At 72.3% G+C, this 26,555-nt stretch carries 15 protein-coding genes; 4 read left to right on the forward strand and 11 right to left on the reverse strand.

Annotated features, from left to right (window positions below; translation table 11 throughout):
- Window positions 1-5 precede the first annotated feature (5 nt).
- The 4 genes from ACZ5PB_RS17850 to ACZ5PB_RS17865 form a co-directional block, all read right to left on the reverse strand.
- Entirely contained in the window at window positions 6-11,267 is an 11,262-nt protein-coding gene (locus tag ACZ5PB_RS17850; protein WP_468692165.1) for an amino acid adenylation domain-containing protein, read from the reverse strand.
- Window positions 11,227-12,540: an MFS transporter gene (locus ACZ5PB_RS17855; protein WP_468692167.1), complete on the reverse strand. Its 1,314-nt coding sequence runs from the start codon at window positions 12,538-12,540 to the stop codon at window positions 11,227-11,229. Before ACZ5PB_RS17855 ends, ACZ5PB_RS17850 begins: the two co-directional genes overlap by 41 nt.
- Window positions 12,541-12,718: 178 nt before the next feature.
- Window positions 12,719-13,531, reverse strand: a complete 813-nt coding sequence (locus tag ACZ5PB_RS17860; RefSeq protein WP_468692168.1) for a maleylpyruvate isomerase family mycothiol-dependent enzyme — start codon at window positions 13,529-13,531, stop codon at window positions 12,719-12,721.
- A 32-nt stretch (window positions 13,532-13,563) separates the two neighbouring features.
- Complete coding sequence (locus tag ACZ5PB_RS17865; protein WP_468692170.1) at window positions 13,564-14,562, reverse strand: YdcF family protein; 999 nt, start codon at window positions 14,560-14,562, stop codon at window positions 13,564-13,566.
- Between the two features lie 186 nt (window positions 14,563-14,748).
- On the opposite strand from ACZ5PB_RS17865, the gene ACZ5PB_RS17870 reads away from it, so the two are divergent.
- A complete protein-coding gene (locus tag ACZ5PB_RS17870) occupies window positions 14,749-15,180 on the forward strand; it encodes an SSI family serine proteinase inhibitor (protein ID WP_468692172.1) in 432 nt (143 codons plus the stop codon).
- Window positions 15,181-15,194: 14 nt separating this feature from the next.
- Here the strand turns inward: ACZ5PB_RS17870 and ACZ5PB_RS17875 are convergent, their stop codons facing one another.
- Both ACZ5PB_RS17875 and ACZ5PB_RS17880 read right to left on the reverse strand, forming a co-directional pair.
- Complete coding sequence (locus ACZ5PB_RS17875; protein ID WP_468692174.1) at window positions 15,195-16,916, reverse strand: ABC transporter ATP-binding protein; 1,722 nt, start codon at window positions 16,914-16,916, stop codon at window positions 15,195-15,197.
- A complete protein-coding gene (locus tag ACZ5PB_RS17880; protein ID WP_468692175.1) occupies window positions 16,913-18,790 on the reverse strand; it encodes an ABC transporter ATP-binding protein in 1,878 nt (625 codons plus the stop codon). Before ACZ5PB_RS17880 ends, ACZ5PB_RS17875 begins: the two co-directional genes overlap by 4 nt.
- A gap of 188 nt (window positions 18,791-18,978) precedes the next feature.
- Here ACZ5PB_RS17880 and ACZ5PB_RS17885 point away from each other — a divergent pair, with 188 nt between their 5' ends.
- Entirely contained in the window at window positions 18,979-19,140 is a 162-nt protein-coding gene (locus ACZ5PB_RS17885) for a hypothetical protein (protein ID WP_468692177.1), read from the forward strand.
- A 34-nt stretch (window positions 19,141-19,174) separates the two neighbouring features.
- On the opposite strand, the gene ACZ5PB_RS17890 is transcribed toward ACZ5PB_RS17885, so the two are convergent.
- From ACZ5PB_RS17890 to ACZ5PB_RS17905, 4 genes are all read right to left on the reverse strand, one after another.
- The gene (locus ACZ5PB_RS17890; RefSeq protein WP_468692178.1) at window positions 19,175-20,146 is read right to left on the reverse strand and encodes a cytochrome c oxidase assembly protein; all 972 of its coding nucleotides are present in this window, start codon (window positions 20,144-20,146) and stop codon (window positions 19,175-19,177) included.
- A 126-nt stretch (window positions 20,147-20,272) separates the two neighbouring features.
- Entirely contained in the window at window positions 20,273-21,298 is a 1,026-nt protein-coding gene (locus ACZ5PB_RS17895) for a 6-phosphofructokinase (RefSeq protein ID WP_468692180.1), read from the reverse strand.
- A 132-nt stretch (window positions 21,299-21,430) separates the two neighbouring features.
- Window positions 21,431-22,159 carry a type 1 glutamine amidotransferase gene (locus ACZ5PB_RS17900; RefSeq protein ID WP_468692182.1) on the reverse strand — a complete coding sequence of 243 codons (729 nt, stop codon included), beginning with the start codon at window positions 22,157-22,159 and terminating at the stop codon, window positions 21,431-21,433.
- 26 nt (window positions 22,160-22,185) lie between these two features.
- A complete protein-coding gene (locus tag ACZ5PB_RS17905) occupies window positions 22,186-23,424 on the reverse strand; it encodes a MurT ligase domain-containing protein (protein WP_468692184.1) in 1,239 nt (412 codons plus the stop codon).
- A 172-nt stretch (window positions 23,425-23,596) separates the two neighbouring features.
- On the opposite strand from ACZ5PB_RS17905, the gene def reads away from it, so the two are divergent.
- On the forward strand, window positions 23,597-24,151 hold the full coding sequence (def, locus tag ACZ5PB_RS17910; RefSeq protein WP_468692185.1) for a peptide deformylase: 555 nt from the start codon (window positions 23,597-23,599) through the stop codon (window positions 24,149-24,151).
- A gap of 143 nt (window positions 24,152-24,294) precedes the next feature.
- On the opposite strand, the gene ACZ5PB_RS17915 is transcribed toward def, so the two are convergent.
- Complete coding sequence (locus ACZ5PB_RS17915; RefSeq protein WP_468692187.1) at window positions 24,295-24,954, reverse strand: TetR/AcrR family transcriptional regulator; 660 nt, start codon at window positions 24,952-24,954, stop codon at window positions 24,295-24,297.
- 156 nt (window positions 24,955-25,110) lie between these two features.
- On the opposite strand from ACZ5PB_RS17915, the gene ACZ5PB_RS17920 reads away from it, so the two are divergent.
- On the forward strand, window positions 25,111-26,340 hold the full coding sequence (locus ACZ5PB_RS17920) for an acyl-CoA dehydrogenase family protein (RefSeq protein ID WP_399439645.1): 1,230 nt from the start codon (window positions 25,111-25,113) through the stop codon (window positions 26,338-26,340).
- Window positions 26,341-26,555 lie beyond the last annotated feature (215 nt).

The following is a 26,555-nucleotide window of genomic DNA, read 5'->3' on the forward strand; positions in this document are numbered from 1 at the left end:
TACTGTCACCTGCCGCGGTGCGGCCCAGGTTCTGGCTGGTCAGAGGCTGTTTCGGGAGTGCTCAGTGTACTCGGCAGCGGTCGCGAGGGGTCCCTCACGGCCGTGTCCAGCAGCCCGGCGAACTCCGTGACCCAGGACTCGATGGTCGTGTGCTCGAACAGATCCGTCGAGTACTCGAAGGTCACGGTCATGCCCTCGTCGTGCGGGACCAGCACGCAGTACAGCTCGTTGCGTGCGACGCCCGCCGTGGGCAGGTCGCGCACCGTGGCCGTCAACGCGTCGAGTTCCAGGGCAGGGCGGGGTGTGGTGACCACGGTGAACAGCACGTTGGGGAACAGCCCGTCGGAGGTGCCGGGTGCGACCAGGTCGGCCACGTCGGTCAGCGGCAGCTCCTGTTGGTCGAGCGCGGTGAAGAGCGTGGCGCCCAGCTGCCGCGCCAGATCGGCGAAGGTACCGGCCTCGCTGATCCTGGCCCGCAGGAGGACGGCGTCGCCCAACAGGCCGACCACGTCGCCGCGTTCGGGATGCAACCGGTTGGCGCTGGAAGCGGCCAGCACCAGGTCGGCGGACCCGCCCCGGCGGCGGGCGGCCCAGACGGCGAACCCCGCGGCAAGCACGGCGTACGGCGTCGTGCCCAGCCGGCCGGCGGCCCGGTTGACCCGCTCGGTCAGGTCGCCGTCGAGGGTCCGTGTGTGCAGGGCCCCGCGGCCGGACAGCACCGGGGGACGAGGACGGTCGTGGGGCAGGTCCAGCGTGACGGGGACCCCTTCCAGTTCGGTACGCCAGAACCGCTCCAGCTCCGCCCGGCGTTCGGCACCGAGGCCGTGCTCCGCGCGAGCACAGTCCGTGAACTGTGCGGAAGGCGGCGGGAGCGGGTCGCCGGTGCCACGGCGGCGGGCGTTGTAGAGCTCCTGGAGCTCACGCCACACGATCCCCATCGACCAGCCGTCGCAGATCGCGTGGTGCAGGACGGTCAGCAACGTCCAGCGGTCCGGGCCGAGTCGGGCCAGCCGGAAGCGGAACAGCGGAGCACGGTCCATCACGAACGGGCGGGACGCGTGCTCCCGGCACCAGCGTTCAAGCTGACCTTCGTCGTGGGTGTGCTCGGACAGGTCGGTGACCGGCAGCTCCACGGGCACGTGGGCGAGTACCTCGAAGAGCTGCTCACCGTCGCGGTGCACCGCGCGGCTGCGGAGTGCGTCGTGGCGGGCCACCAGGTCCGCCAGGGCGTGTCCGAGGTCTTCGGGGACGAGGTCGCCGTGCAGATCGATGCGGTGGGCGACGTTGTAGACGCTGGGGTCGGGGTGGTCGTGGTGGCGGCGCCACAACCTGCGCAGTACGGACGTCATGGGTACGACGTCCTGCACACCGACAGCGAAGGGTTCCAGGGACGGGGGTGCCGCTCCTGGCTGTTCGAGGTCTGTTTCGAGGCTTGTCGCGATGCCCCGAATCGTGGGCTTACGGAAGAAGTCGGCCATGGGCAGGGCCAGTTCCAGCTCCACGGCCATCCGGTTCACCAGCCGGATCGCGCTGAGCGAGTGGCCGCCCAGCTCGAAGAAGGACCGGTCCACCGGGGCCTGGTTCAGGGCGAGTTCCTCGCACCACAGGTCGTGCAGGGCCTTCTCCAGGGGCGTGCCGGGACCGGCGCCGGCCGCACGGGTCTCGTCGTCGGTCGAGGTCGAGGTCGAGGGTGCGGGTGCCGGCGCGGGCAGGGCCGCGCGGTCCAGCTTGCCCGAGGCGTTCACGGGGAGCCGCTCCAGCCGCACCCAGTGGCGCGGTACGAGGTGGTCGGGGAGCGCGGCGGAGAGCGCGGCGCGCAGCCCGCGCAGCTCTGTGCTCGGCGTGGCCGGGACCACGTACGCGACGAGCTCCATGTCGCCGTGCCGGTCACGGCGGGGCACGACCGCCGCGTCCCGTACACCGGGCAGCCCCGTCAACTCCGCCTGGACCTCGCCGGGTTCGACCCGGTGGCCGCGAATCTTGACCTGGTCGTCGACCCGGCCGCAGTACTGGAGAGTGCCGTCCGTGCGCCAGCGCGCGAGGTCGCCCGTCCGGTACGAGGCCCCGCCCGCGCCGTCGTCGAGGAACGCGGCGGCGGTCTCGTCGGGCCGGGCGTGATACCCGTACGCGACCGGCACGCCGCCCACGTGGATCTCGCCCACCGCGCCCACGGGCACCTCCTGCCCGGCGCCGTCCAGGAGCACGATCCGCGCCCCGGGCACCGGTGTGCCGATCGGCGGCCACTGATCGCCGTCCGGGTCCACGCGGTGCGAGGTGACGATGACCGAGGCCTCCGTAGGGCCGTACTGGTTGTACAGCGCGCACTGCGGGTGCGCGGCGAGGAAGCGGCGGAAGGCGTCGGTGAGCCGGAGCGCCTCACCGGCGGTGAACAGCTCGCGCAGGGAGGGCAGTTCGGGTCCCGTCTCGATCAGGTACTTCAGCGGGGTGCAGGGCATGAACATCCGCTCCACCCCGTGGCGGCGTACCTCCTCGGCCACGGCCGCGGGGTCGTACCGCACCGCGTCGTCGATCAGGACGAGGGCGGCCCCGGCGGCGAGGGTGGTGAAGACCTCCTGAACGCTGACGTCGAACGCGGGCGAGGTCCACTGGAGGGTGCGCAGCGCGGGATGCCGCCGGAGGTGTCCGGCGACGACGTTCGCCGGGCCGCGGTGCGGGACCACGACGCCCTTGGGGCGGCCGGTCGACCCCGAGGTGTAGATGCAGTACGCGGGGTCCTCGGGACCGGCTCCGTCCGCCGGGGGACCGGCCGGAAGCGTGTCGTCCGTCTCCCGGTCGGCCAGCAGCACGGGCAGGCGCGTCGCGAGCCCCGGGTGCCCTGCCAGGGCCTCGCCGCAGGTCAGAAGCAGGACGGGGGCGCCGTCGTCGAGAAGGGCGGCGAGCCGCGCGGTGGGCACGGACGGGTCGAGGGGCAGGTAGGCGGCCCCGCTCTTGAGTACGGCCAGCAGGGCGGTGATCAGTTGCGGGCCGCGCGGCAGGAGCACTGCCACGCGTTGCCCGCGCACCGCGCCCCGGGCGCGCAGCAGATGGGCGAGTCGGTTGGCGTGTGCGTCCAACTCGCCGTACGAGACGTGCTGTTCGCCGCAGATCAGTGCGAGGGCGTCAGGGGTGCGGTGTGCCTGCTGCTCCACCAGGCCGTGCAGAGTACCCCCGGAGGAGTCCCCGGAGGTGTCCCCGGCGGGCGGCGGCTCGTCCAGGTGGCCCAGCTGGGTGAGGGCCGCGCGGTCGGGCGCGGTGACGGCGGTCAGTTCGGCGAGCAGCGCGCCGGGGGCTTCGAGTACGCGGCGCAGCACCTGCTCGACGTAGTCAACGAAGCGGCGGACGGTGCTCTCGTCGAAGAGCGCCGTGTCGTACTCGACCATGAACCGCACGCCGTCGCGGTGGTGCGTCAGGTAGACGCTGAGGTCGAACGGGGCGCGGGCGCTCGGCACGTCGAGCAGGGTCGCCGTCAGCCGGGGCGGGTCGAACTCCACCTCGCCCTCGTTCTCGTACTCCACCATCACCTGGAACAGCGGGTTGCGCCCCGGGCTGCGGCGGGGGTTGAGCGCGCCGACGAGTTCGTCGAAGGGGATGCCACGGTGTTCGAACGCCGCCGTGCTGCCGTCGCGCACCCGGCGCAGCAGCGTCGGGAAGTCCGGGTTGCCGCTGAGGTCCAGGCGCAGCGGCACGGTGTCGAGGAAGAGGCCGACGTGGTCCTCGGCGCCGGTGGGGCGGGCGGCGACCGCCGTGCCCAGTACCAGGTCCCGCTGTCCGCCGAACCGGCCGAGCACGGCGCCGATGGCGCTGGTGAGGGTCATGAAGAGGGTGGCGCGTTGGTTTGCGGCGTACATCCGCAGCCTGCCGACGAGTTCGGCATCCAGGGCGTGGGTGAGGCTCGCGCCCGCTCCGGACCTGACCGGCGGGCGCGGCCGGTCGGTGGGCAGTGTCAGGTCCGTGGCGCCGTGCAGTTCGCGGCGCCAGAAGTCGAGCGACGCGGCGAGCTCGGCTTCGCTCGGCGGCTCGGTCGGGGGCAGTTGTGGCAGGGGTGCCAGGGGCAGCAGTCCGGGGCCGTCTGGTGCCTGGGTCTGGGTCTGGGTCTGGTTCTGGGTACGGGCGCGGTAGCAGGCTGCTACGTCGCGGACCAGTACGGCCGTGGAGGAGGAGTCGAAGACGATGTGGTGGGCCACCAGGAAGAGCAGGTGCCGCTCCTCCGACAGCCGCAGCAGCCGGGCCGTGACGAGCGGCCCTGTGGTCAGGTCGAGTACCCGGCGCCCCTCGGTCTCCAGTACGGCACGCAGGGCCTCTTCCTCCGTGGCCCCGTGGTGGTCCTCGACCGGACAGTCGAGCGGTACGTGCTCGCGCACCTCCTGGTACGGCACTCCGTCCCGGTCGCCGAACACCGTGCGCAGGGCCGGGTGCCGGTCCGCGACGCACTGAAGGGCCCAGCGCAGCGCGGGCACGTCGAGCGGCCCTTCGAGGCGTACGGCCTTGGGCTCGTGGTACATGAGGGTCCCCGGATGCAGCCGCTCCAGGAACCAGATGCGGCGCTGCGCGGGCGTGAGGGGGCGCTGAGCAGGTACGAGCGCGGTCGGCTCCTCGGTCGCCTCCGGCTCTGTTGCTTCCTTCGGCTGTTCACGGCTCCGGAGCCGGTCGAGCAGCGGCAGCGACGCCAGGACCTTCTCCTTCGGCACGCCGAAGTCCACGAAGCAGGCGATCTCGTTCGCCCCGGCAGCCACGAGACTCCGCACCGCCTCGGCAGCCGTGTCCTCGCCGCCGATCAGCGCGCGCGAGGCGCAGTAGCGCTCGTACGCGCGCCCGAGCAGGAACTTGACGTCCTCCTCGGGGGTGTTCTCCAGGTCCACGTCGAAGCCGAGGCTGTTCGTTACCTGGTCGAAGAGGGAGAGCGAGGACCGCAGGTACGAGATGAACGGCCGGTACGCCTCGGCCCGCGCGCGTTCCGCGTCCTCGCCGAGGTACGTGTGCACCAGGACCACCACCCGGCCCGCCGAGGGATCGAGCCCGTGCTCCGCGCGGGTGCGCCGGTACAGCGCGATGTTCTCCGTCAGCTGTTCGACGGTCTGCGTCATCAGGTTGGTGACCACGCCAAGGCCCTCGGCGGCCGCCCGACGGTAGCTGTCCGGGTTGCCCACCACGGCCGCGTACATGGGGAGTTGGGGTTGTACGGGGCTCGGGTGCAGCCGGATGTCGACGGGCTGTCCGTCGCCCGCCGTCGTCGTCACCGGCCGGCCGGACCAGAGCCTGCGTACGGTCTCCAGGTGCTCGTACATCACCTCGCGGTGCCGGCCGAAGTGCTGCGGGGCGAGCGCGAAGTCGGTGGCGTGCCAGCCGCTCGCGAAGCACAGCCCTGCGCGGCCGCCGGAGATGTTGTCGACGACCGACCACTCCTCGGCGACCCGGACCGGGTGGTGCAGCGGCAGGACGACGGAGCCCGCGTGCAGGCGGATGCGGCTCGTCCGCCCCGCGAGCGCGGCGGCGAGCACGGACGGGTTGGGGAAGAGCGCGCCGAAGGAGTTGAAGTGGCGCTCCGGGAACCACAGGGCGTGGAACCCGTGCCGGTCGGCGAACTCCGACGCTTCCATGATCAGCGCGTACTTGTCGTGGTCGGCGTGCTCGGGGTAATCGCCGAAGAAGTACAGGCTGAAGTCGCAGCCTTTGGGAGGGGCGAGGGGTGTGAGGGGGGTGGGTAGGGAGGTGGGGGCGAGGGGGGCGGGCGCTGGCGCGGGGCGTGGGACTGGGATCACCGGGGCCGGGGGCGTCGGAGCCTGGTTCGTTGGGGCCGGGGTTGCCGGGGTCTGGTTCGTTGGGGCGGGGGGCGTCGGGGCCTGGGTCTTCGGGACCTGGGTCGTCGGGGCATGGGCTGCTGGGACCTGGTTCGCTGGGGCCGGGGTCGCCGGGGTCGCCGGGGTCGCTGGGACCGGGGACGTCGAGGCCTGGGTCGCTGGGGCCGGGGTCTTCGGGACCTGGGTCGGGGCGGCAGGCGCGGTTGGCGTCGTCCTGGTGGCGGACGCGAGTACATCCAGCTGACGGGCTATCACTCCGCCTACCTGGTCAATGAGTTGCCCGGCAAGTTGGAGCTGCTGGCCGAACAGGGTGTGCAGTTCCGAGGAGAGTGCGTTCGCCTGAGGGGGCGCGGGTATCGCGGGTAGTGCGGGTGTCGCCGGTATCGCGGATGCCGCAGTAGCCGCAGTAGCCGCAGTAGCCGCAGTAGCCGCAGGAGCCGCCGGGGCCGCCGGAACCGCACGCGTCGCCGGAACCACCGCTTCCCGGACTTCCGCCACATTCCCCCGCAGCTGCGCCAGCCGTTCGGCCAGCCGTCGCGGGGTGTCGGCCGAGTCGAACAGCTCCCGGACCGGGACGCGTACTCCGTACCGCTGGTCCAGCTCCGCCGTCATGCCCATCAGGGAGAGCGAGTCCGCACCCAGCTCGAAGAACGAGCTGTCGGGCGCGACATCCGGCACCTCCCTGCCGAGCTTTTCAGCCGTCAACTCCCTTACCCCATCGAGCAATGCGTCGGGCACGTCCGTCTCCTTCGCAGTGGTCGGTGCGTCTTCCCCCCGCGCGGGCACCCGCAGCGCGCCGGACGCCACCGGGCGCCGTCGCAGCGGGTGGCCCGGCAGCGGCACCCGGCCTCCGCCACGGGTGAGCGCACGCCAGTCCAGATCGACGCCCCTGCCGTACAGCGAGCCGAGCGCGGTGAGCAGCCCGTGCACCTGGGAGGCCGCCCCCTCGCCCGCACCCTGCCCGCTCAGCCAGCGGCTCGCCGGTACGCAGTGCCGGCCGAGGCCGGTGAGGGTGTTCCCGGCCCCGATCTCCACGAAGTCCTCGCACCCCTGCCGGGCGGCCGAGGCCATGGCCAGGTCGAAGCGCACCGGCTCCCGGGCCTGGCGGCCGAGGTGGTCGGCGTCGACGATCCAGCCCGCGCGGCGCACCTCGCCGTCCGTCGCGGTCACCAGAGGGGTGTGCAGCGGACGGTAGGTCACCTTCTCCGCATGGGACCGGAATGCGTGCAGCGCGGGTTCGATCGCGGCCGAATGGAAGGCCCGGTCGACGGGCAGTGCCCGCCACTGCAACCCCTCCTGGTCGAGCAGCCGCGTGGCCTCTCGCAGGGCTTCCGGCGGCCCGGAGATCACCTGTGCGCGCGGGCCATTGACCGCTGCGATCTCGACACCGGCGGCCCGGGCGATGCGCCGCACGGTCCCGATGTTGGCGCGCACGGCGATCATCCCGCCGGGCGCGCAGGCCGACTGCATGAGGCGCCCGCGCCAGGCGGTCAGCCGCAGGCCGTCCTCCAGCGTGAGGGCACCGCCCGCGTACAGCGCCGCGTACTCGCCGATGCTGTGGCCCAGCAGCAGCGCGGGCCGGATCCCCGCCGCACGCCATACGTCCGCGAGCGCCGCCTGATGGGCGAAAAGGGCCGCCTGGGCGGTTTCGGTGGGCCAGTCCTCGCTCCCGGAGGGGGCTCCCGCCAGCAGCAACGGCAGCAAGTGGGCCGCGAATTCGTCGGCGTAGAGCTCCTCGCAGCGGTCGAGCACCCGCCGGGCTGCGGGATACGCGGCGTACAGTCCGCTCGCCATGCCGAGGCGCGCGCTGCCCTGCCCCGAGAAGGCGAAGGCGAGCGGTCCGGCCGGTGCGGACGGCGCGCGCACCGGCCCCTCCTCCAGCGCGCGGGCGATCTCCCCGGCGGTGCGGCCGACGGCCGAAGTGCGTGCCGCGCGGTGCGGCCTGCCGAGCGCCAGCGTGGCGGCCACATCGGCGGCCGAAGGCACCGGCCGCTCCCGCAGCCGGTCGCGGAGCAGCCCGGTGAGCTCGTCCAGAGCCTGCGGATCGCGCGCCGACACCGGTACCAGGAAAGGCAGTTCGGAATCGGGTTCCGGCGCCGCTTGCGGGGCTTCCTCCAGCACTACATGGGCGTTGGTGCCGCCCACACCGAGCGCGCTGACCCCCGCCCGGCGCGGTGTCCCCTCCGGCACGGACCACGGCCGCAGTTCGGTGGCCAACGTCAATGGCCCACCCTCCAGCCGGAGTTCGGGGTTGGGGCGAGTCAGGTGCAGAGTGGGCACCAGAGTGCGGTGGCGCAGCATGAGGACCGTCTTGATGAGCCCGGCCATTCCTGCACAACTGTCGAGGTGCCCGATGCTCGGCTTCACGGAGCCGACCGTGCAGAAAGCCGTACGCCCGGAAGCTTCGCCGAGCGCCCGGCCGAGGGCCTCCAGTTCCACCGGGTCGCCGAGCGGGGTACCGGTGCCGTGCGCCTCCACGTACGAGAGGGTCTCCGGGGCAACGCCCGCCCTGCGCAGGGCCCGTCGTACGACATCGACCTGACCCGCGACGCCGGGTGCGCTGAAGCCGACCTTGCCCGCGCCGTCGTTGTTCACCGCGGAGCCAAGGATCACCGCGTGCACGGTGTCCCCGTCGGCCAGCGCCCGGTCGAGCCGCTTCAGCAGGACGGCGGCCACACCGTTGCCGCCGACGGTGCCGTCGGCCTCCGCGTCGAAGGCCCGGCAGCGCCCGGTGGGCGACAGGATCGACCCGGGATGGCTGCGGTAGCCGGTCTGCTGGGGCAGGTGCACGGCCGCCGCGCCCGCCAGCGCCAGGTCCGTATCGCCGCTCAGCAGCGCCTGGACCGCGAGGTGCACGGCGACCAGCGAGGTGGAGCAGGCGGTCTGCACGCCGATCGCCGGTCCCGTGAGCCCGAGGCGGTACGCGACCCGGGCGGCGAGGAAGTCCGGTTCCCGTCCGATGGCCGCCCGCATGCCGTTGGCGGGGTCCGACTCGTCGCGCGGCGCCCCCGTTGCCGGCGGCTGCTGGTGGTCGTACAGATGCATGCCCGAGCCCGCGAACACCCCGACCGTGGTGCCCTCTGCGGCAGCCGCGTACCCACCGTCCTCCAGCGCCAGGTGGCAGCACTCCAGGAACAACCGGTGTGCGGGGTGTGTGAGTTCGGCCTCCTTGGGGCTCATGCCGAAGAATTCCGTGTCGAACTCCTCGGCGCCGTCGAGGATTCCGGCGACCGGTACGAGGCCGGGGGCGCGCCGTTGCTCCGGGGTCAGGCCCGCCGCCGCGAGCTCCTCCTCCGTGAAGACCCGGACGCTGTCCACCCCGTCGCGCAGATTGGCCCAGAATCGCTCGGGGGAGTCCGCGCCTGGAAAGCGCAGCGAGAGTCCGATGACGGCGATGCGTTGATCGGGGGTGTCCGTAGGGGCGGTGCGGGCGGGTTGGGCCTCGGCTTGTGCTGCGGCGCCGTCGGACAGGTGGGTGGCGAGGTCGGCGGCCGTCGGGTGCTCGAAGAACGCGGTCTGGGCGATCCGCCTCCCGAGCCGCTCCTCCAGCCGGGTCCGCAGGCGCACGAGCAGCACGGAGGTCAGGCCGAGCTCGTAGAACGGCAGGTCCGCTTCCACCGGGCGCCCCAGGACGGCAGCGAGTTCCTCACGCACGGCCCGGGTCACCGCGTCAGGGGCAGCCTGTGCGCTCAGGCCGGTGGCCAGGCCCGGAACCGAGCCCGCACCCGTACTCATCCCCGTACTCATCCCCGTACTCATGTGGAAACCGCCGCCGATCAGTCGGTCCCGGAGCTCGGTGCGGCGCACCTTCCCCGCAGGCGTTCTCGGGAACTCGTCCCGAGGAACGGGCAGGACATGTGCGGCGGTGAGCCGCAGCCGGGTGAACAGCACGGCCCGCACCCCGTCCGCGATCCGTACGTCTTCCGCAGCACCCCGGCTGACGAAGAACACGGCCAGTTCCTCCGTGCCCCGGCCCGGGTGCGGGATGCCGCAGGCGGCCACCTCGCCCTGCCGAACGCCGGGGACCGAGGCGACGACCTCCTCCACTTCATGGCAGTAGAGGTTGTGCCCGTTGAGGATGATGAGGTCCTTGCGCCGCCCGGTGAGGACGAGCTGACCGTCGTCGAGGAAGGCCAGATCGCCGGTGTCCAGCCAGTCCGGTCCGACGGGGAAGGCCGCCGCGTCCGCCTCCGGGGCGTTCACGTAGCCGGGAGTGAGGCGCGCGGGCGAGTGGACCTGGAGCCTGCCGATCCGCCCCTCGGGACAGAGGTCACCGCTCTCGTCGAGGACGCGCAGGGTGACGCCGTGCGCGGGCGACCCGCAGGCGACGAAGGTGACACAGTCCGCGTCCGGGGTCTCCTCGTCGGCCCGCACCAGCTCGCCGCCCAGGCTGCTCTTGAGGAGGCGGTGTACGGTGCCCGGCCGGTCGAGCCGGCCGTAGGTGACGGCGGTGACCGTCTCGGCCATGCCCCACGCGGGCACGATGTGCCCCTCGTGGATCCCGTACGGGCCCGTCGCGTCGAGGAAGCGGCGCAGCACCGGCAGCGCGATCTGCTCACCCCCGCAGACCAGGGACTTGAGCCCGCCGAGGTCCCAACTCCTCTCCGGGCTCCCGGCGAGCGCATCGGCGACGAGCTGGTAGGCGAAGGCCGGAGCCCAGCCGTGCTGCGCCCGGTGTTCGTGGAGGAGGTCGAGCCAGCGCAGGGGATCGGCCAGGATCCGTTCGGTCGGGGCGTGGACGTTGGTGCAGCCGGTGAAGACCGCGAGCAGGTGGTACAGGAGAAAGGCGCCGCTGTGGTCGACGGGCAGCCAGTTCACCATGGTGTCGTCAGGGCCTACGTCCAGGATCCGCCGGGAGCTCGCCGCGAAGTCCGCGAGCCCGGCGTGCGTCAGCCGGGCGGCCTTCGGGGCGCCGGTGCTGCCGGAGGACAGCATCAGCAGGGCGGTGTCGGAACCGTCCGGCTCGACGTGATCGTCCGAGGGAGGCGCGCTTAGACAGTCCTGATAGACGACGACTCGCAGCCCGGGTGCGGCCTGCGCGAGCTCCGCCGCGCCCGCCGCGTCACCGAGTACGAGGGGCCGACCCAGCAACTGATCGGTGTGCAGCAGCCGTTGAAGGGCGGGGGAGCCGGGCACGGGGGACTCCGCGAGGGCGACGGGACGCGCACCGCCCAGTACGCAGGCCCAGAAGGCGGGAAAGAACTCGGCCAGCGGCAGCCCGCAGAGCACCACCGCGTCCCCGGGGCGCAGGCCGCGCTCCCGCAACCCGGTGAGCAAACGCCGTGCGCTGTCCAGCAGTTCGGGGTACGACTGCGAGGACGTCGAGCCGTCCACGGCGATCGTGACGACCCGCCCGCCGGAAGCGGACCCCGCAGCCCGCAGCAGCGCCCGCACGGCGTCGCCCGGGTCGTCCTCGGTGCGCTCCGGCTCAGGACCCCGGCAGAGTGCTTGTCCCCGTACGCGTGCCATGCGAGTCCTCTCCGTCTTCTCTGAACGGTCCTTCTCCACTCGCGGACCCCCGCGGCCGGGCGGGGCCACGGCGCCGGACGGTGAACACCAGCAGAACCAGTGCCCCGCACAGGGCCACACCGTGGAAGGCTCCCACGACGGCCAGGGCGGGCAGCGCCTCCAGCGCGGCCGCGGCGGCCACCGTGCCCAGTGCGAACCCGGACTGCTCCGCCGTGGCGGACAGCCCGAACAACCGGTCGCGCTGCCGGTCCGGGGCCGCCTGAAGGCGTGAGGTGTAGACGATCTCGGTCCAGCCGTCCGCGAACCCCGCCGCCAAGGCGGCCACGACCAGCGCGAACGCGGGCAGCCCGAGGAACGCCGCCACGAACGAGAGCGCCATCGCGCAGGTGCCGAGCGCGAACGCACGCTCACCCCACGCCGCTTCGCCCCGCCGGCGCTTCAGTACGAAATGGGCGAGGAAGGTGCCCACCGCCCACGCGGCCCAGAACCGGGCCATGAACACGGCGGGCCCGTCCGGAGCGGTGGCGTGCGCGACCACGGGCAGGGCGACGTTGTGCGAGGAGGACGCCAGCGCGTCGATTCCCCTGAGCAGCACCATGCCGAGCAACAGCGCGGGCAGCGCCGCCGCCCCGCGCCACAGCCGTGGGCCCCGCGCCGACCCGGCCCGCTCCGCGCCTTCCGTACCCGTCGTGTCATGACCCGTCGCGTCATGCGTACTCGGCCGCAGCACCAGCAGCGCGGCGGCGGACACGGCGAAGCTCGCCGCGTTGAAGGCGAACGCGAGCCCGTACCCGCCGAACCCGATGACGGGAGCCGCCGAGGCGAAACCGAGCACCGTGGCCAGGGACCGCGCCGTGACCAGCAGCCCGTTCGCCCGGGCGCGGGAGTCCTGCCCGACCATGACCGGAACCGCACTGCGCAGGGCCACACTGAAGAACGTGTTCCCCGAGCCCAGCACCGCCGCCACCGAACCGAGCAGCCACAGCGGGGTGTGCCCGACGCTGAGCGCCAGAGCGACCATGGCGGTGCCCTGAGCGACGTCCGCACAGATCATGACGGTCCGCCGGGTGACCCTGGCCATCAGCACCCCGGCGGTGAGCCCCGCCAGGAAACCGCAGAACAGCCGCACCGCCATCACCGCACCGACGCCGAACGCGCTACCGGTGACCTCGTACGAGAACAGGCTCAACGCGATCAGATTGAGGAAGTTGCCGTAGGCGGACACAGCGGTGGCCGATACGAGCACCCGAAAACGCAGGTCGACCCCCGCCACTGCGCCCCCTCATCGCCCCAACTGACGCACCGGCCACAAAGATCCTCGATCGTAACCAACACCCCACGGCCCCGACCATCGTCTTTCAGCCAGACGACGCCTACCGTGCCCTAAACCCGGTCTCGTCTCGCACCGGCCGCGCGCCGGGCGGCCGGTGCGGCGTACGGCCGGAGGAGGGCTACTCGACGCGCAGCCACGAACTCACCTCGTGCAGCCAGGAGTTGAGGACCTCGGTCGCTCCGGACACCTCGATGCCCGGGGAGCGGGGTGTCAGTCGGCCGTACATCAGCAGCAGGAGGTCGGCCGGTGTGCCGGTGGCCGTGGTGGTGGCGTGCTCGCCGGGGAGTGCGGGTCGTCGGACCGGGGCCTCGCCGCCGAGGTCCAGGAGCCAGCCGTCGTTGCCGTCGGTGGTGCGGAGCAGCAGGGTCCGGCCGGGGCTCAGCAGTGCCCGCAGTGCTTGTGGTGACTCGAACACCTGTGGCAGGACGCTGAACTCCGTCCACTCGTCGAGCCCGCTGCGGGCGACCGCGTCCTCCAGCGTGTACGGGAGACCCAGTGCCGTCGCCACGTCGTAGCGGTGCACGGCCGTTTCGTACGTCATCCTGCGCGCCCAGAAGCGGGCGGTCCCGCCGGGTACCACCGTCCACAACGGGGCGTCGGGGCCCGCGTCGCGCAGTGCCTTCGCGAGGGCCCCGGCGCCTTCGGTGAGCCAGTCGGCGAGTGCGGACGCGGGCACTCCGGCGTGGGCGTCCGGGTCGTTGATGTCCTCCGCCACCGGGCCGGTCGCCCGGGTCCGTACGATCTCCTCGGTCCAGCGGTGCGCACCGCCGACGTGGCGCACCAGCCGGGCCACGTCCCAGCCGGGGCAGCCCCCCACCGGGGCCGAGAGGTCCGCGCCGTCGAGCGCGGCGGCCAGCAGTGCGCTCTGGGTGACGAGTTCGGCGGTGTGGTCGACGGTGTGGCCGACGGGGGCGGCGGAGTCGCGATGCATACGGGCCACGGTAGGGGAGCCGTGGCCCGGGATCAGGCGAGTCCGGTCAGCGATCCCATGAACACCAGGAAGGCGCACATGGTGAAGTTGATGACCTTGTGCTGCATGAACACCGCGGCGAACTCCCGGATGATCGCGCTCGGCCAGAAGTAGCGGGCCGTGGGGGACCCGATCACCTGCCCGTTGAGCCGCGTCTTGCGTGCCATCAGGGCGGCACGGAAGGCGTGGTAGTTGTTGGTGACCACCACGCACCGGTAGCCCGGGTCGTGCTCCCGCATCAGGGCGCCGCTGAACGTCAGGTTCTCCTCGGTGGTGCGCGACTGGGTCTCGGCCAGGATCCGGTCCGCCGGGACGCCCGCCTCGATCAGGTACTCGGCCATGGCCTGCCCCTCCGGCCGGTCCTCGTCGGGACCCTGCCCGCCCGAGGTGACCAGCATCGGCGTCCCGCCCGCCGCGACCTGGGCCTCGTACACCGCACGGCCCTTGTCGAGCCTGCTCGCCAGCAGCGGCGGCACCTTGTTGCGGATCAGCCCGGATCCCAGCACCACCACGAAGTCGAAGCTGCCGCGCGGCCTGAGCCACCCGTACAGCAGCGCGTACAGCAGGAAACACGTGAACAGGAACGAGACGTACCCGACGACCAGCGTGGCCACCACGGTCACCGTGCCCAGCGTGCGCCAGCCGGTCGAGACCGTCGCCAGGAGCATCGCGCCGAGACCGAAGATGCCCAGACCGGCAAGCAGGGAAAGGAGGTTGGCCGGGCTGCGCCCCTCCTTGCGGACCATCGTCAGCCCGTTCCTGACCAGGAAGACCGCCAGCGTGAACGCGGAGAGCAGGGCCAGGAGGAAGAGGAAGGCGGCGACGGCCGTCGCGAACAGTGGATGCGCCTGACCGGCCTTCAGCATCAGCCCGAGAAGGGCGAAGAAGAGGGTGAAGACCAGATAGACGCCGTTGCGGAGACGTCTGCGGTCCCTCAGCATGCTGACGACGAGAGCCAGGAGGAAGACTCCGGCCGGTGCGAATACGATCATGCGGTTACGGTACGGCAGCCCGGACGGCCCCCCGACCCGCTCCCGGCGAGGCCAAGTGGGGCAATCGACGGCCACGTTCGAGGGACGCGCGAAGCACGGACGGCGCGGCCGGTTGGCGGGCCCCGGGAGGACGGGTGCGGTGGGCACTTCCCCGTCGTATCCGCTCGTCATCCTCCCGGAGGTCCCGTGCGCATCCGTTACGCCGCCGCCGTCGCGGTCACTGCCCTGCTCGCTCTCGCCCCTGCGGCCTCGGCGGTCGCCGGCAGCCACCCCAGCCCCCCGCGAGGTCTGCTGCTCACCGTCTCCGGCTCCGATTCCGGCTCCGATTCCGGCTCCGGCTCCGGCTCCGGGAGCAGCTGGGTCAGGGGCGTCGGCCTGATCTGCTCGCCGGAGGCCGGCGGCGGGCACCCGGACGCCCTGGCCGCCTGCTCCGAACTGACCTGGGCACGCGGCGACCTCGACGCGCTGCCCGGCGACCCGCACGCCTGCACCAAGCAGTACGAGCCGGTCACCGCGACCGCCGACGGCACCTGGCACGGACGTCCCGTCCACTGGAAGAAGACCTTCGGCAACGCCTGCATGCTCGACGCGGAGACCGGGTCGGTCTTCCGCTTCTGAGCCCGCTCGCCGCGCTACGGGGTGGGCGCGGGGAGCCGGACCTCCGAGGTGCTCCAGAAATCGGCGTACCGGCCGCCCCCGCGCAGCAGTTCGTCGTGCGTGCCCTCCTCCACGAGGTGGCCGTCCTCCAGGAACACGATGCGGTCGGCGCGCCGGACCGTCCGCATCCGGTGCGCCACCATCACCACCGTCCGGCCCGCCATCAGACGCTCGATGCCCTCCTGGACTGCGGCCTCGTTGACCGGGTCCAGGGCCGAGGTCACCTCGTCGAGCAGCACCAGCGGGGCGTCCTTCAGCAGCGCGCGGGCGATGGACACCCGCTGGCGCTCCCCGCCGGACAGCAGCGCGCCGCCCTCGCCGACGTTCGCCGCCCAGCCGTCGGGCAGCCGTGCGACCACCTCGTCCAGCCGCGCCGCGGCAGCCGCCTCCCGTACCTCCTCGTCGGTGGCGTCGGGACGGCCGAGGCGTACGTTCTCCTCGATCGTGCCGTCGAAGAGGTAGACGTCCTGGAAGACGACGGAGATCCGCGACATCAGCTCCTCCGCGTCGATCTGCCGGACGTCCACGCCACCCACCCGCACCGCGCCCGCGTCCACGTCGTAGAACCGTGCGATCAACTGCAGCAAGGTGCTCTTGCCCGCGCCCGAAGGGCCGACCACAGCCAGCCGCTGCCCCTGGGGGACCGACAGCGAGACACCGTCCATGACCGTACGGTCGCCGTGCCGGAAGACCACCGAGTCGAACTCCAGGCCGTGCCCCCGCGGCCGCACCGGCTTGGCGGCGGCGGGCAGCGGCTCGGTCCGCAGCACCACTTCGATCCTCTCCAACTCGTGCTGGGCCGCCCGTAGTTGACCACCCAGGTCGGCCAGTGACAGCAGCGGATCCGCACAGCGGGCGGCCAGAACGAGTATCGACAACAGCTCGGCCGCCCCGATGCTCCCGCCGAGCGCGAGGTACGCGCCCAGGGCAAGCAGCACGCTGAAGACGGCCTGCACGGTGACGGCCAGGCCCAGCACGCCGGGCAGCGCCGCCCGTACCGAGCGGCGGCCGGAGCGGCGGAGCTCCCGGAGCGAGTCGTCGAGCAGCTCGAAGCGCTCGCCGGTGCGCCCCCCGGCCCGCAGCACCGGCTGGGCCTGGAGGTACTCGATGACCCGGCCGGTGGCCTCCTGGTCGCGTGCGGCACGCTCGGCGTCACCGGCCGAGGCCGCGCGCCCCGCCCGGACCTGGATCACCGCCACGAGCGGTACGGCGATCAGCGCGGCCAGCCCCAGCTGCCAGTTGAACGCGAGCATCACGACGATGATCGTCAGTGGCGTGACCAGGGCGGAGATGTACGGCGACAGCAGGTGCGCGATCACCCCCATCGCCCGCAGGACACCGTTGCTGGCCAGCACGGACACCTCGCCGACCCGGGCCGCGCTGTACCAGCCCATCGGCAGCCGGGCCAGGTGGTCGCCGAGCCGGTGGTACATGCCGTGCAGCAGGGTGGTCCCGGCACGGAATCCGGTCAGGTCGCCGACGTACCGCAGGACCGCGTAGACCGCGACCGCCGAACCGAACGCGATCAGCCAGGGCGTGGCGTCGCCGGGGGTGCTGCCGAGCAGGGCCCGCAGCACCGGGACGAGCAGCGCGTACGACAGCCCTTCGAAGACCGAGGCCGTCGTCATCAGGGCCACGGTCCGGCGCACGGGCCGGGCGTACTCCGGCCCCAGAATGCGGAGCAGCAGGCGAATCATCGGGGGTCGTCTCCTTGCGGTACGTGGCTGTGGACGGTCACGGGGGAGGGGCCGGGCGCGCCCACCGCTGCGCCGACCTTCGCGGCCGCCGCGTCGGATCCGGCGTCCGGTCGCGCGCCCTCCGGATGCCCGGAATCCCGGAGCCCGGACTCCCAGAAATCGGCGAACCTCCCGCGCCGGGACAGCAGTTCGGCGGGTGGTCCCTGCTCGACGATCACGCCGTCGTCGAGCATCACGACGCGGTCGGCGTCGGCGATCGTCTCCGGCCGGTGGGCGATGACCAGGATCGTCCGCTCGCCCTCCAGGGCGGCCAGGGCCCGGTGGACGGCCTGTTCGGTCGCCGGGTCGGCGAAGGCGGTCGCCTCGTCCAGTACGAGTACGGGGGTGTCGGCCAGCAGCGCGCGGGCGAGCGCGATCCGCTGCGCCTCGCCGCCGGACAGCCTGACGTCCTCGCCGATCACCGTCTCGTAGCCGTGCGGGAGTTGGAGCACGCGGTCGTGGATGTTGGCCGCGCGGGCGGCGCGCACCACGTCCTCGCGGTCCGCCGTCGGGACGGCCAGCGCGATGTTGTCCGCGACCGAGGCGCGCAGCAGCCGTACGTCCTGGAAGACGAAGGACACCGTCCGGTAGAGGTCCCGCCCGGCGAGCTCGCGCAGGTCGGCCCCACCGAGCAGTACGCAGCCGTGGGTCGGGTCGAAGAACCTCGGCAGCAGCTGGACCAGCGTGGACTTCCCGCTCCCGGAAGGACCGACGAGCGCGGAGACCGTGCCCGGCTCCAGCACCAGATCGATCCCGCGCAGCACCTCGTGCCCCGCCTCGTACCCGAACCGCACGCCGCGCAGCTCCACCCGGAACCCCTCGGGCACGGCCGGACGCGTGGGTTCCGGCAGTGGCGGAACCGCCAGTACGTCACGGATCCGGCCGACCGCGCGCCGCGCCGCCTGGAGGTCGTCGAAACCGTGCTGGAGGGCGGCCACCGGCGCGGTCAGACCGAGCCCGAGCAGCAGGAACGGCAGCAGATCGGCCGGGGCCAGCGAGCCGTCCGTGATCAACATCGCACCGCCGGCCAGTACGACCAGCAGCACGAACGGCGGCGACAGCGCCACCTGCATCCCCGCCGCGACCCCGGAGAGCCCCCGCACCATCCGGTAGAAGATCCGGGTGAAGTCGTCCGTGGCGTCACGGAACCTCCGGTGGGCGCGCCCGGCGGCGCCGAACGCCTTGACCACCGCGATGCCCTGCACGAACTCGACGACCGAGGTCGCGATCCGCCCCATGGCCACATCGAAGTCCCGCTGCTCGCGCAGCCTGGCCGGCATCATCAGGAACGGCACCAGCGCCAACGCCAGCACCACCGGGATCAGAGTGATCAGCGTGAGCCGCCAGTCGACGATGAACAGGTACGTGAGCGACACCAGCGGCACCACGAAGGCGGAGATGAGCTCGCCCGGGGTGTGCGCGACGAGCGGGTGCACGGCGCTCACGTCGTCCCCGACGACCTTGGCCAGCTCGCCGGTGCGCCGCCGGGAGAACCAGCCGATCGGCACCCGCCCCAGCCGCGCGGCCAGCAGCCGCCGGAAGCCCAGCTGGACCTGCCCGTCGAGCAGGTGCCCGATGGCGGACGACGCGGCCGTGCACACCAGCCGGACCAGCAGACCGGCGGCGCCCGCGATCACCACGAACCTGACGTGGGAGTGGTCGACGGGCCCGGGGGAGAGCAGGGTGCGCCCCAGTTCGACGACCGCGAGGAACGGGGCCAGACCGGCGACGGCGCCGACGAGCTGGAGGGCGACCAGGGCGGTGAAGGTGCGGAGATGGGGGCGGAGTAAACCGCCGAGGCCTTCTCCGGGTGTGGTGCGTGACTTTAGGAACATGTTCGGAAAGTAGCATCCCGGCCCGGCGCTGTGAAGTGCCGAGCACGGCGAACGGCCCGCCCGCGGAGTGCGGACGAGCCGTTGTGGGTGGTCGAAACGGGTGGTCGTACGAAGTGAGGGCCGCCGAGCCGTAGCGGCGGGCGGCCCCGCCGGGTGACTATGTCCTCCACTCGAAGGAGGCGGCGCGTATGCCCGGTTCATCCAGAACGATGGGGGTGCTGACCGTCGGGACGCTGGTGGTCGTCACGGCGTACACGGCGGCGATGGGCAGCAACGGCTGGCTGTGGTTCGGCTGGGTGGTGCTGCTGCTCGCGACGGTGGGAGCGGCGGCCACGACGCGCGGCCGCTAGCCGAGGGCGGCCGGACTGCCCGCCACTGGACCCGTCAGGACTGACCGCCGCGCGCCTGGAGCGACGCCAGGTACGCGTTGTACTCCTCCAGCTCCTTGTCGCCGTCCCGGTCCGCCGCCCGGTCCGTGCGCCGTGCCACCCGCTGCTCGGAGCGGTACCACTGGAAGACCAGGGCGATCAGCACCAGCACGGACGGGATCTCACTGAACGCCCAGGCGATGCCGCCCGCCGCGTTCTGATCGGCGAGCGCGTCGATGCCCAGCGAGACCGGCGGGCTCTTGTACGCCTCCACCATGGGCTCGGACGCCATCATCAGCGCGATGCCGAAGAACGCGTGGAAAGGCATCCCCGCGAACAGCTCCAGCATCCGCATCACATAGCCGGGCCGGTGCGGCCCCGGGTCGACGCCCATGATCGGCCAGAAGAAGACCAGGCCGACGGCGAGGAAGTGGACCATCATCACGACGTGCCCGACCGGGTTGCCCATGAGCGTGTCGAAGAGCGGCGTGAAGTAGAACCCGTACAGGCTCGCGATGAACAGCGGGATCGTGAACGCCGGGTGCGTGATGATCTTCATGTACCGGCTGTGCAGCAGCGCGAGCAGCAGCTCGCGCGGACCCTTGCGCTTGCGCCCCTTGCTGCTGCGCCCCGACACCGGCAGCGCGCGCAGCGCCAGGGTGATCGGCGCGCCGAGCAGCAGCAGGATCGGCGACAGCATGCTGACGATCATGTGCTGCACCATGTGCACGCTAAACATGACCATGCCGTAGTCGTTGAGCTTGGTGCACATCACCAGCAGCACGGTCAGCACACCGACGACGAAGAAGACCGTCCGGCCCACCGGCCAGCCGTCGCCGCGCCTGCGCAGCCGCACTACGCCCCACCCGTACAGGGCGAGCGCGGCCAGGCACCCGACCAGGAAGAAGGGATCGGGGGAAAGCTCCAGGCCCCGTCCCAGCGTGAACGGCGGCAGATCCATGTTCATGCCGTGCCCGCTGTGATCCATCCACTGACTCCTGTTTCGTGCCGGTTGTCCGGTCCAGAGTAGAACTGCCCCCGGCCGCGTCGGCGACCGGGGGCAGTTCTCGGGAACCCGCAGGAAATCGCAGGAACTCTCAGGGACCCGGCAGGGTCAGAGCACGCACTCCGCTTCCGCGTACCGGTCCACCGGAACCGTCTTCAGCTCGGCGACCGCGCTGGCGAGCGGCACCATCTCGATGTCCGTGCCGCGCAGCGCCGTCATCATGCCGAACTCGCCCCGGTGCGCCGCCTCCACCGCGTGCCAGCCGAACCGGGTCGCCAGGACGCGGTCGTACGCGGTCGGGGTCCCGCCGCGCTGCACATGGCCGAGGATCACCGCGCGGGCCTCCTTGCCGAGGCGCTGCTCCAGCTCGATCGCGAGCTGGTTGGCGACGCCCGCGAAGCGCTCGTGCCCGTACTGGTCCTTCTTGCCGACGTCGAACTCCATCGACCCCTCGCGCGGCTTGGCGCCCTCGGCGACGACCACGATCGCGAACTTCTTGCCCGCCGAGAACCGCTTGCCGACCAGCTCGGTGAGTTCCCCTATGTCGAAGGGGCGCTCGGGGACGACGACGGCGTGCGCGCCGGCCGCCATCCCGGAGTGCAGCGCGATCCACCCCGTGTGCCGGCCCATGACCTCCACGATCAGCACCCGCTGGTGCGATTCGGCGGTGGTCTTCAGCCGGTCCAGCGCCTCCGTGGCGACACCGACCGCGGTGTCGAAACCGAAGGTGACGTCGGTCGACGCGATGTCGTTGTCGATGGTCTTGGGTACGCCGACGATGGGCAGCCCCGCCTCGGACAGCAGGTGCGCCGCCTTCAGGGTGCCCTCGCCGCCGATCGGGATGATCGCGTCGAGCCCCAGGTCGGCGACGTGGCCGCGGGCCTGCTCCACGCCGCCGCGCAGGTGCGCGGGCTGGACGCGGGAGGAGCCGAGGATGGTGCCGCCGCGGGCCAGGATGCCGTTCACGGCGTCCAGGTCGAGCGGGCGGTAGTCGCAGTCGAGGAGGCCGCGCCACCCGTCGTGGAATCCGATGACCTCGTCGCCGTGATCGGCGACGGCACGGTGGACGACGGAGCGGATGACGGCGTTCAGGCCGGGGCAGTCGCCGCCGGAGGTGAGGACACCAATGCGCATGGCGCGAAAACCTTTGCAACGTGGGCCGAATGACCGGACCACGTCGTCCGGGCGGGTCCCGTCACCCTACAAGCGCGGGGTGACGGGACCGAACCCGGCGTCCAACGGGTGGACGCGCACGGTGAGAGACCGTCAGGCGGGCTGCGTCGCGCTGGCGATGCGCTCGGCGCGCAGCGCCTCGTACCACCGGTCGTCGGTCGGCGGCAGTGCGTTCACATCGAGGGCCAGCTTGAGCAGCAGGTCCGCGATCTGCGGGTTGCGGGCCAGGACGGGGCCGTGCATGTACGTACCGAAGACGGTGTCGTTGTACGCGCCCTCGGTGCCGTCGCCGGTGCCGTTGCCCTTGCCGATGCGGACCCGGGCGAAGGGGCGGGCGGTGGGGCCGAGGTGGGTGATGCCCTGGTGGTTCTCGAAGCCGGTGAGCTGCGGGAGGTTCAGCGGGGCGTCGATGTCGCCGAGCACGTCGCCGACGCAGCGCTCGCCCTCGCCGCGGGTGGAGATCACGTCGAGCAGGCCGAGGCCCTGCTCGCGCTGGCCGAGGTCGTTGATGAACTCGTGGCCCAGGATCTGGTACCCGGCGCAGACCGAGAAGACGATCGCCCCGTTGGACACGGCGCGGCTCAGCCCGCCGTCCTTGCGCAGCCGCTCGGCCGCCAGCCGCTGCGGGCGGTCCTCACCGCCGCCGATCAGGTAGATGTCGCCCGAGGTGGGGATGGGCTGGTCGCTGCGGACGTCGACGCGCTGCACGTCGAGGCCGCGCTGCCGGGCCCGGCGTTCGACGACGAGGGCGTTGCCCTGGTCGCCGTACGTGCTGAGGAGGTCCGGGTAGATCCAGACCAGCCGCAGGCTGTTGTCGTTCATGCGAGTCATGATCTTCGCCGTTTCTGTCAGTTGCCGACGCGGCGGCGGAGGTCCTGGAAGGCGGTGTAGTTGGCGATCGTCTCGATCAGCCCCGGCGGCGCGAGCTGTACGGCCTCGTCCAGCGTCTCGCACACCCGGAAGTCCAGATTCGCGACCTCCAGCCGTACGGCCAGGTCCAGCTTGCGGTCGCCGAGCACGAAGATCGGGTGACCGGCCAGCCGGGTGTAGTCGACGTCCCACAGCCACGAGGTGTCGGTGCCGTCGGCGCCACGGGCGTTGACGGCCAGGATCACCGGCGTCGGCGGCGGGTTGATCAGCGAGAACGTCTCCAGCCAGCCGGCCGGGTTCTTCGCCAGCAGCAGCCGCAGCTCACGGTTCTGGAACGGGACGACGTCGTACCGGCCGGCCACCGCCTGCACCTGGTACATCCGCTCCAGTGCCACCTGCGGCGGTACGCCGAAGGTCGCCGCGACGGCCGCCGAGGTGGCCGCGTTCGCCTTGTTGGCGCGGCCCGGCAGCTGGAGGTGGATCGGCCACGCGGAGCCGTGCGGGTCCAGGACGTGGTCGCCGGAGAGCACCCAGCTCGGCGTCGGACGGCGGAAGCCGCAGTCGCCGCAGAACCAGTCGTCACCGGGACGCTGCATCACACCGCCGCAGGAGGGGCACGACCAGGCGTCGTCCTTCCACTCCTGGCCGGCCGCCACCCACACCACGTTGGGCGACGAGGACGCCGCCCACACGATGAGCGGGTCGTCGGCGTTCGCGATCACGACGGCCTTCGAACCGGCCAGCCCCTCGCGCCACTTCTCGGCCAGCATCCGCGTCTCGGCGGCCCGGTCGAGCTGGTCGCGCGACAGGTTCAGCAGCGCGATCGCCTTGGGCGTCACATCGCGGGCCACCCCCGCGAGGTACTTCTCGTCGACCTCGATCACGCCGTACTTCGCGTCCGAGCCGCCCGCCAGCGCGGACGTGATGCCCGCCGGCATGTTGGCGCCGAGCGCGTTGGAGACGACCGGACCGCTGGCCCGCAGGGCCTCCGCGATCAGCCGGGTCGTCGTCGTCTTGCCGTTGGTCGCCGAGACAAGCACCACGTCCAGGTGGTTCGCGAGTCGTCCCAGCAGGTCAGGGTCGAGCTTGAGCGCGACCTTTCCGCCGATCACCGAACCGCTTCCGCGTCCCGCGGCACGGGACACCGCCGCCGCGGCCTTGCCTGCCGTCACGGCCAGCTTGGCCCGCGGCGACAACGGCTCCGTGTTGCCTGCCATCGTCACTGATCCTCCTTGCATCCGGCGCCGCACTTGCCCCAGGTCCACCGGTCAACAGTCCGGGCTCAGCCTATCGAGGTCCCGCAGTGTGCCCGAACCGCGGCACCCGTGGGGAAGGGCGCGGACCAGGGTCGACGGTACGGGACGCGGCGGTGAACGTACGCTTGCGCCCATGCGACACCGCCCCATTCCCGGCAGTTCCGGCACCGTACGCCCGATGACCCTGCTCGGCGAGGAGGTCCTGCACACCCCGTGCGAGACCGTGACCGACTTCGGCCCCGGCCTCGCCCGGCTCGTCGAGGACATGTTCGCCACGATGTACGCGGCCGAGGGCGTGGGTCTCGCCGCCAGCCAGGTCGGCGAGTCCCTGCGGGTGTTCGTCTACGACTGCCCCGACGACGAGGAGGTCCGCCACCTCGGCCATGTCGTCAACCCCCGGCTGGTCGAGGCGGACGGTCCGGTGGTACGGGGCCCGGAGGGCTGCCTGTCGCTGCCGGGCCTGGAGGCGGGGACCGAGCGCTACGACCACGCGGTCGTGGAGGGCGTCACGATGACGGGCGAACCGGTGACGGTCGCGGGCACCGGATTCTTCGCCCGCTGCCTCCAGCACGAGTGCGACCACCTCGACGGCAAGGTCTACCCGGACCGGTTGACGGGGTGGCGCAGGGCGAAGGTGCTGCGGGCGGCGCGGAGGGCGTCGTGGGGGCGGGGCGGGGGCGAAGGGTGACCGTGCACGGGGTCTGAGCGGGGGGTAGCTCCGGGGTGGGCCCGGAGCGAGGGGGGCCGCCCCCTTGCCCGCCCGTTCCGCCCCCGGGGGGCGGCCCCGCCGCCCAAGGGGGCTCGGCTAGGCGGGGCGGGTCCTTCGCGTGGCTAGAAGCCGGGGCCGCCCGGGCGGTCGCCGGCGGCGGCCAGGCGTCCCCATAGCAGATCGGCCAGGCTGCTCACCAACTCGGCGCGGGAGCACGGCCGTTCGCCGAGCCACCAGTCCCCGGCCGCGTGCATCATGCCGACGATCCCGTGCCCCCACACCCGGGCCAGCTGCTCGCTGTGGGGTCCGAGGTCCACGCGCTCGGCGATCACCTCGGCCAGTTCCTCGCCCATCCGCCGCAGCAGCGGCGCCGAGTGCCGGCCGACGTCGAAGCCCTGCTCGGGCTGCGCGGCGGCGGGGTCCGTCCCGCTGTCGGACGGGTGCATCAGGAAGCGGTAGACCTGCGGCCTGGCCTCGATGGCCGCGAGGTAGGTGTCGAGCGTGCGCTCCACCCGCTCGCGGCGCTCGGCCGGCGCGTCCAGGGCCGCGCGCAGGGCGGACAGCAGGGCGTCGGTGTGGCGCTTGGCGAGGGCGCGGTAGAGGCCGCCCTTGTCGCCGAAGTGGCGGTAGAGGATCGGCTTGGTGATGCCCGCCTCGGCCGCTATGGCGTTCATGGAGGCCTGCGGCCCGTCCCGGAGCACCACCCGGTCCGCCGCTTCGAGCAGCTCGCGGCGCCGGGTCTCGGCGGACGAACGCTGTCCGGCCTGCTGTGTGGTCTCCATCGTGTGCTCTCCCCGCCCAAGCGATTCCGTTCCGTGACGCCCGCGCAACGTAACACTGACCGGACACCGACCGGCGGGGGAGAGCTGTTGACAGGGGCTACTCATGGGTAACACACTCGGGGTTACCGCAAGTAACGTGCACGCGCTGGAGGGCACATGGCCGAGTTCACGCTCGATCTCAACGACGACCAGAAGCAGGTCCGCGACTGGATCCACGGTTTCGCCGCGGATGTGATGCGCCCGGCCGCCGCGGAATGGGACGAGCGTGAGGAAACGCCCTGGCCGGTGATCCAGGAGGCGGCCAAGCTCGGCATCTACTCGCTCGACTTCTACGCGCAGCAGTACTTCGACCCTACGGGGCTCGGCATCCCCATGGCTATGGAGGAACTGTTCTGGGGTGACGCGGGCATCGGACTTTCCATCGTCGGTACGGGCCTCGCGGCGGTCGGCGTCCTCGCCAACGGCACCGAGGAGCAGATCGGCACCTGGATACCGCAGATGTACGGCGACGCCAACGACGTGAAGGTCGCCGCCTTCTGCTCCTCCGAGCCGGACGCGGGCTCCGACGTCGCGTCGATGCGCACGAGGGCGGTCTACGACGAGGCCAAGGACGAGTGGGTCCTCAACGGCACCAAGACCTGGGCCACCAACGGCGGCATCGCCAACGTCCACGTGGTCGTGGCGTGCGTCGACCCCTCCCTCGGCTCCAAGGGCCACGCCTCCTTCATCGTCCCGCCGAACACCCCCGGCCTGTCCCAGGGCCAGAAGTTCAAGAAGCACGGCATCCGCGCCTCGCACACGGCGGAGGTCGTCCTGGAGGACGCCCGCGTCCCCGGCTCCTGCCTCCTCGGCGGCAAGGAGAAGCTGGACGAGCGCCTGGCCAGGGCCCGCGAGCGGGCGGCCAAGGGCGGCGGCGAGCGCGTGAAGAACGCCGCCATGGCCACCTTCGAGGCCTCCCGCCCGGCGGTCGGCGCGATGGCGGTCGGCACGGCCCGTGCCGCGTACGAGGTCGCCCTCGACTACGCCAAGACCCGTGAACAGTTCGGCCGCCCGATCATCGACAACCAGGGCATCGCCTTCCAGCTCGCCGACATGCGCACCCAGATCGACGCGGCACGGCTGCTGGTCTGGCGCGCCTCCTGGATGGCCGTCTCCGGAAAGCCGTTCACGGCGGCGGAGGGCTCGATGTCGAAGCTGTACGCGAGCGAGGTGTCCAAGAAGGTCACCGCGCAGGCGGTGCAGATCCTCGGCGGCAACGGCTACACGCGGGAGTACCCGGTGGAGCGGATGCACCGGGACAGCGCGATCTACACGATCTTCGAGGGCACGAGCGAGATCCAGCGCCTGGTCATCGCGCGCACGCTTTCGGGCATGCCGATCCGCTGACCGGAGGGCGCCGACCGGAGGGTGCCGACCGGAGACGCTGACCGGAAGGCGCCGACCGGGGGCGAGGTGGGCGGGGGGGGGGGGGGGGGGGGGGGGGGGGGGGGGGGGGGAAACCCCCCCCCCCCCCCCCCCTCCCCCCCCCCCCCCCCCCCCCCCCCCCCCCCCCCCCCCCCCCCCCCCCCCCCCCCCACCCCCCCCCCCACCCCCCCCCCCCT

This window comes from Streptomyces sp. NPDC032721 (genome assembly GCF_055579625.1).

Excerpts from the sequence above, each read along its gene's own strand:
- ACZ5PB_RS17875 (WP_468692174.1), bottom strand. The coding sequence starts at position 16,916 with ATGATTCGCCTGCTGCTCCGCATTCTGGGGCCGGAGTACGCCCGGCCC.
- ACZ5PB_RS17905 (WP_468692184.1), bottom strand. The coding sequence starts at position 23,424 with ATGGCAGGCAACACGGAGCCGTTGTCGCCGCGGGCCAAGCTGGCCGTG.
- ACZ5PB_RS17850 (WP_468692165.1), bottom strand. The coding sequence starts at position 11,267 with ATGGCACGCGTACGGGGACAAGCACTCTGCCGGGGTCCTGAGCCGGAG.
- ACZ5PB_RS17890 (WP_468692178.1), bottom strand. The coding sequence starts at position 20,146 with ATGGATCACAGCGGGCACGGCATGAACATGGATCTGCCGCCGTTCACG.
- ACZ5PB_RS17920 (WP_399439645.1), top strand. The coding sequence starts at position 25,111 with ATGGCCGAGTTCACGCTCGATCTCAACGACGACCAGAAGCAGGTCCGC.
- ACZ5PB_RS17895 (WP_468692180.1), bottom strand. The coding sequence starts at position 21,298 with ATGCGCATTGGTGTCCTCACCTCCGGCGGCGACTGCCCCGGCCTGAAC.
- ACZ5PB_RS17865 (WP_468692170.1), bottom strand. The coding sequence starts at position 14,562 with ATGATCGTATTCGCACCGGCCGGAGTCTTCCTCCTGGCTCTCGTCGTC.
- ACZ5PB_RS17860 (WP_468692168.1), bottom strand. The coding sequence starts at position 13,531 with ATGCATCGCGACTCCGCCGCCCCCGTCGGCCACACCGTCGACCACACC.
- ACZ5PB_RS17885 (WP_468692177.1), top strand. The coding sequence starts at position 18,979 with ATGCCCGGTTCATCCAGAACGATGGGGGTGCTGACCGTCGGGACGCTG.
- ACZ5PB_RS17900 (WP_468692182.1), bottom strand. The coding sequence starts at position 22,159 with ATGAACGACAACAGCCTGCGGCTGGTCTGGATCTACCCGGACCTCCTC.
- def (WP_468692185.1), top strand. The coding sequence starts at position 23,597 with ATGCGACACCGCCCCATTCCCGGCAGTTCCGGCACCGTACGCCCGATG.
- ACZ5PB_RS17880 (WP_468692175.1), bottom strand. The coding sequence starts at position 18,790 with ATGTTCCTAAAGTCACGCACCACACCCGGAGAAGGCCTCGGCGGTTTA.
- ACZ5PB_RS17915 (WP_468692187.1), bottom strand. The coding sequence starts at position 24,954 with ATGGAGACCACACAGCAGGCCGGACAGCGTTCGTCCGCCGAGACCCGG.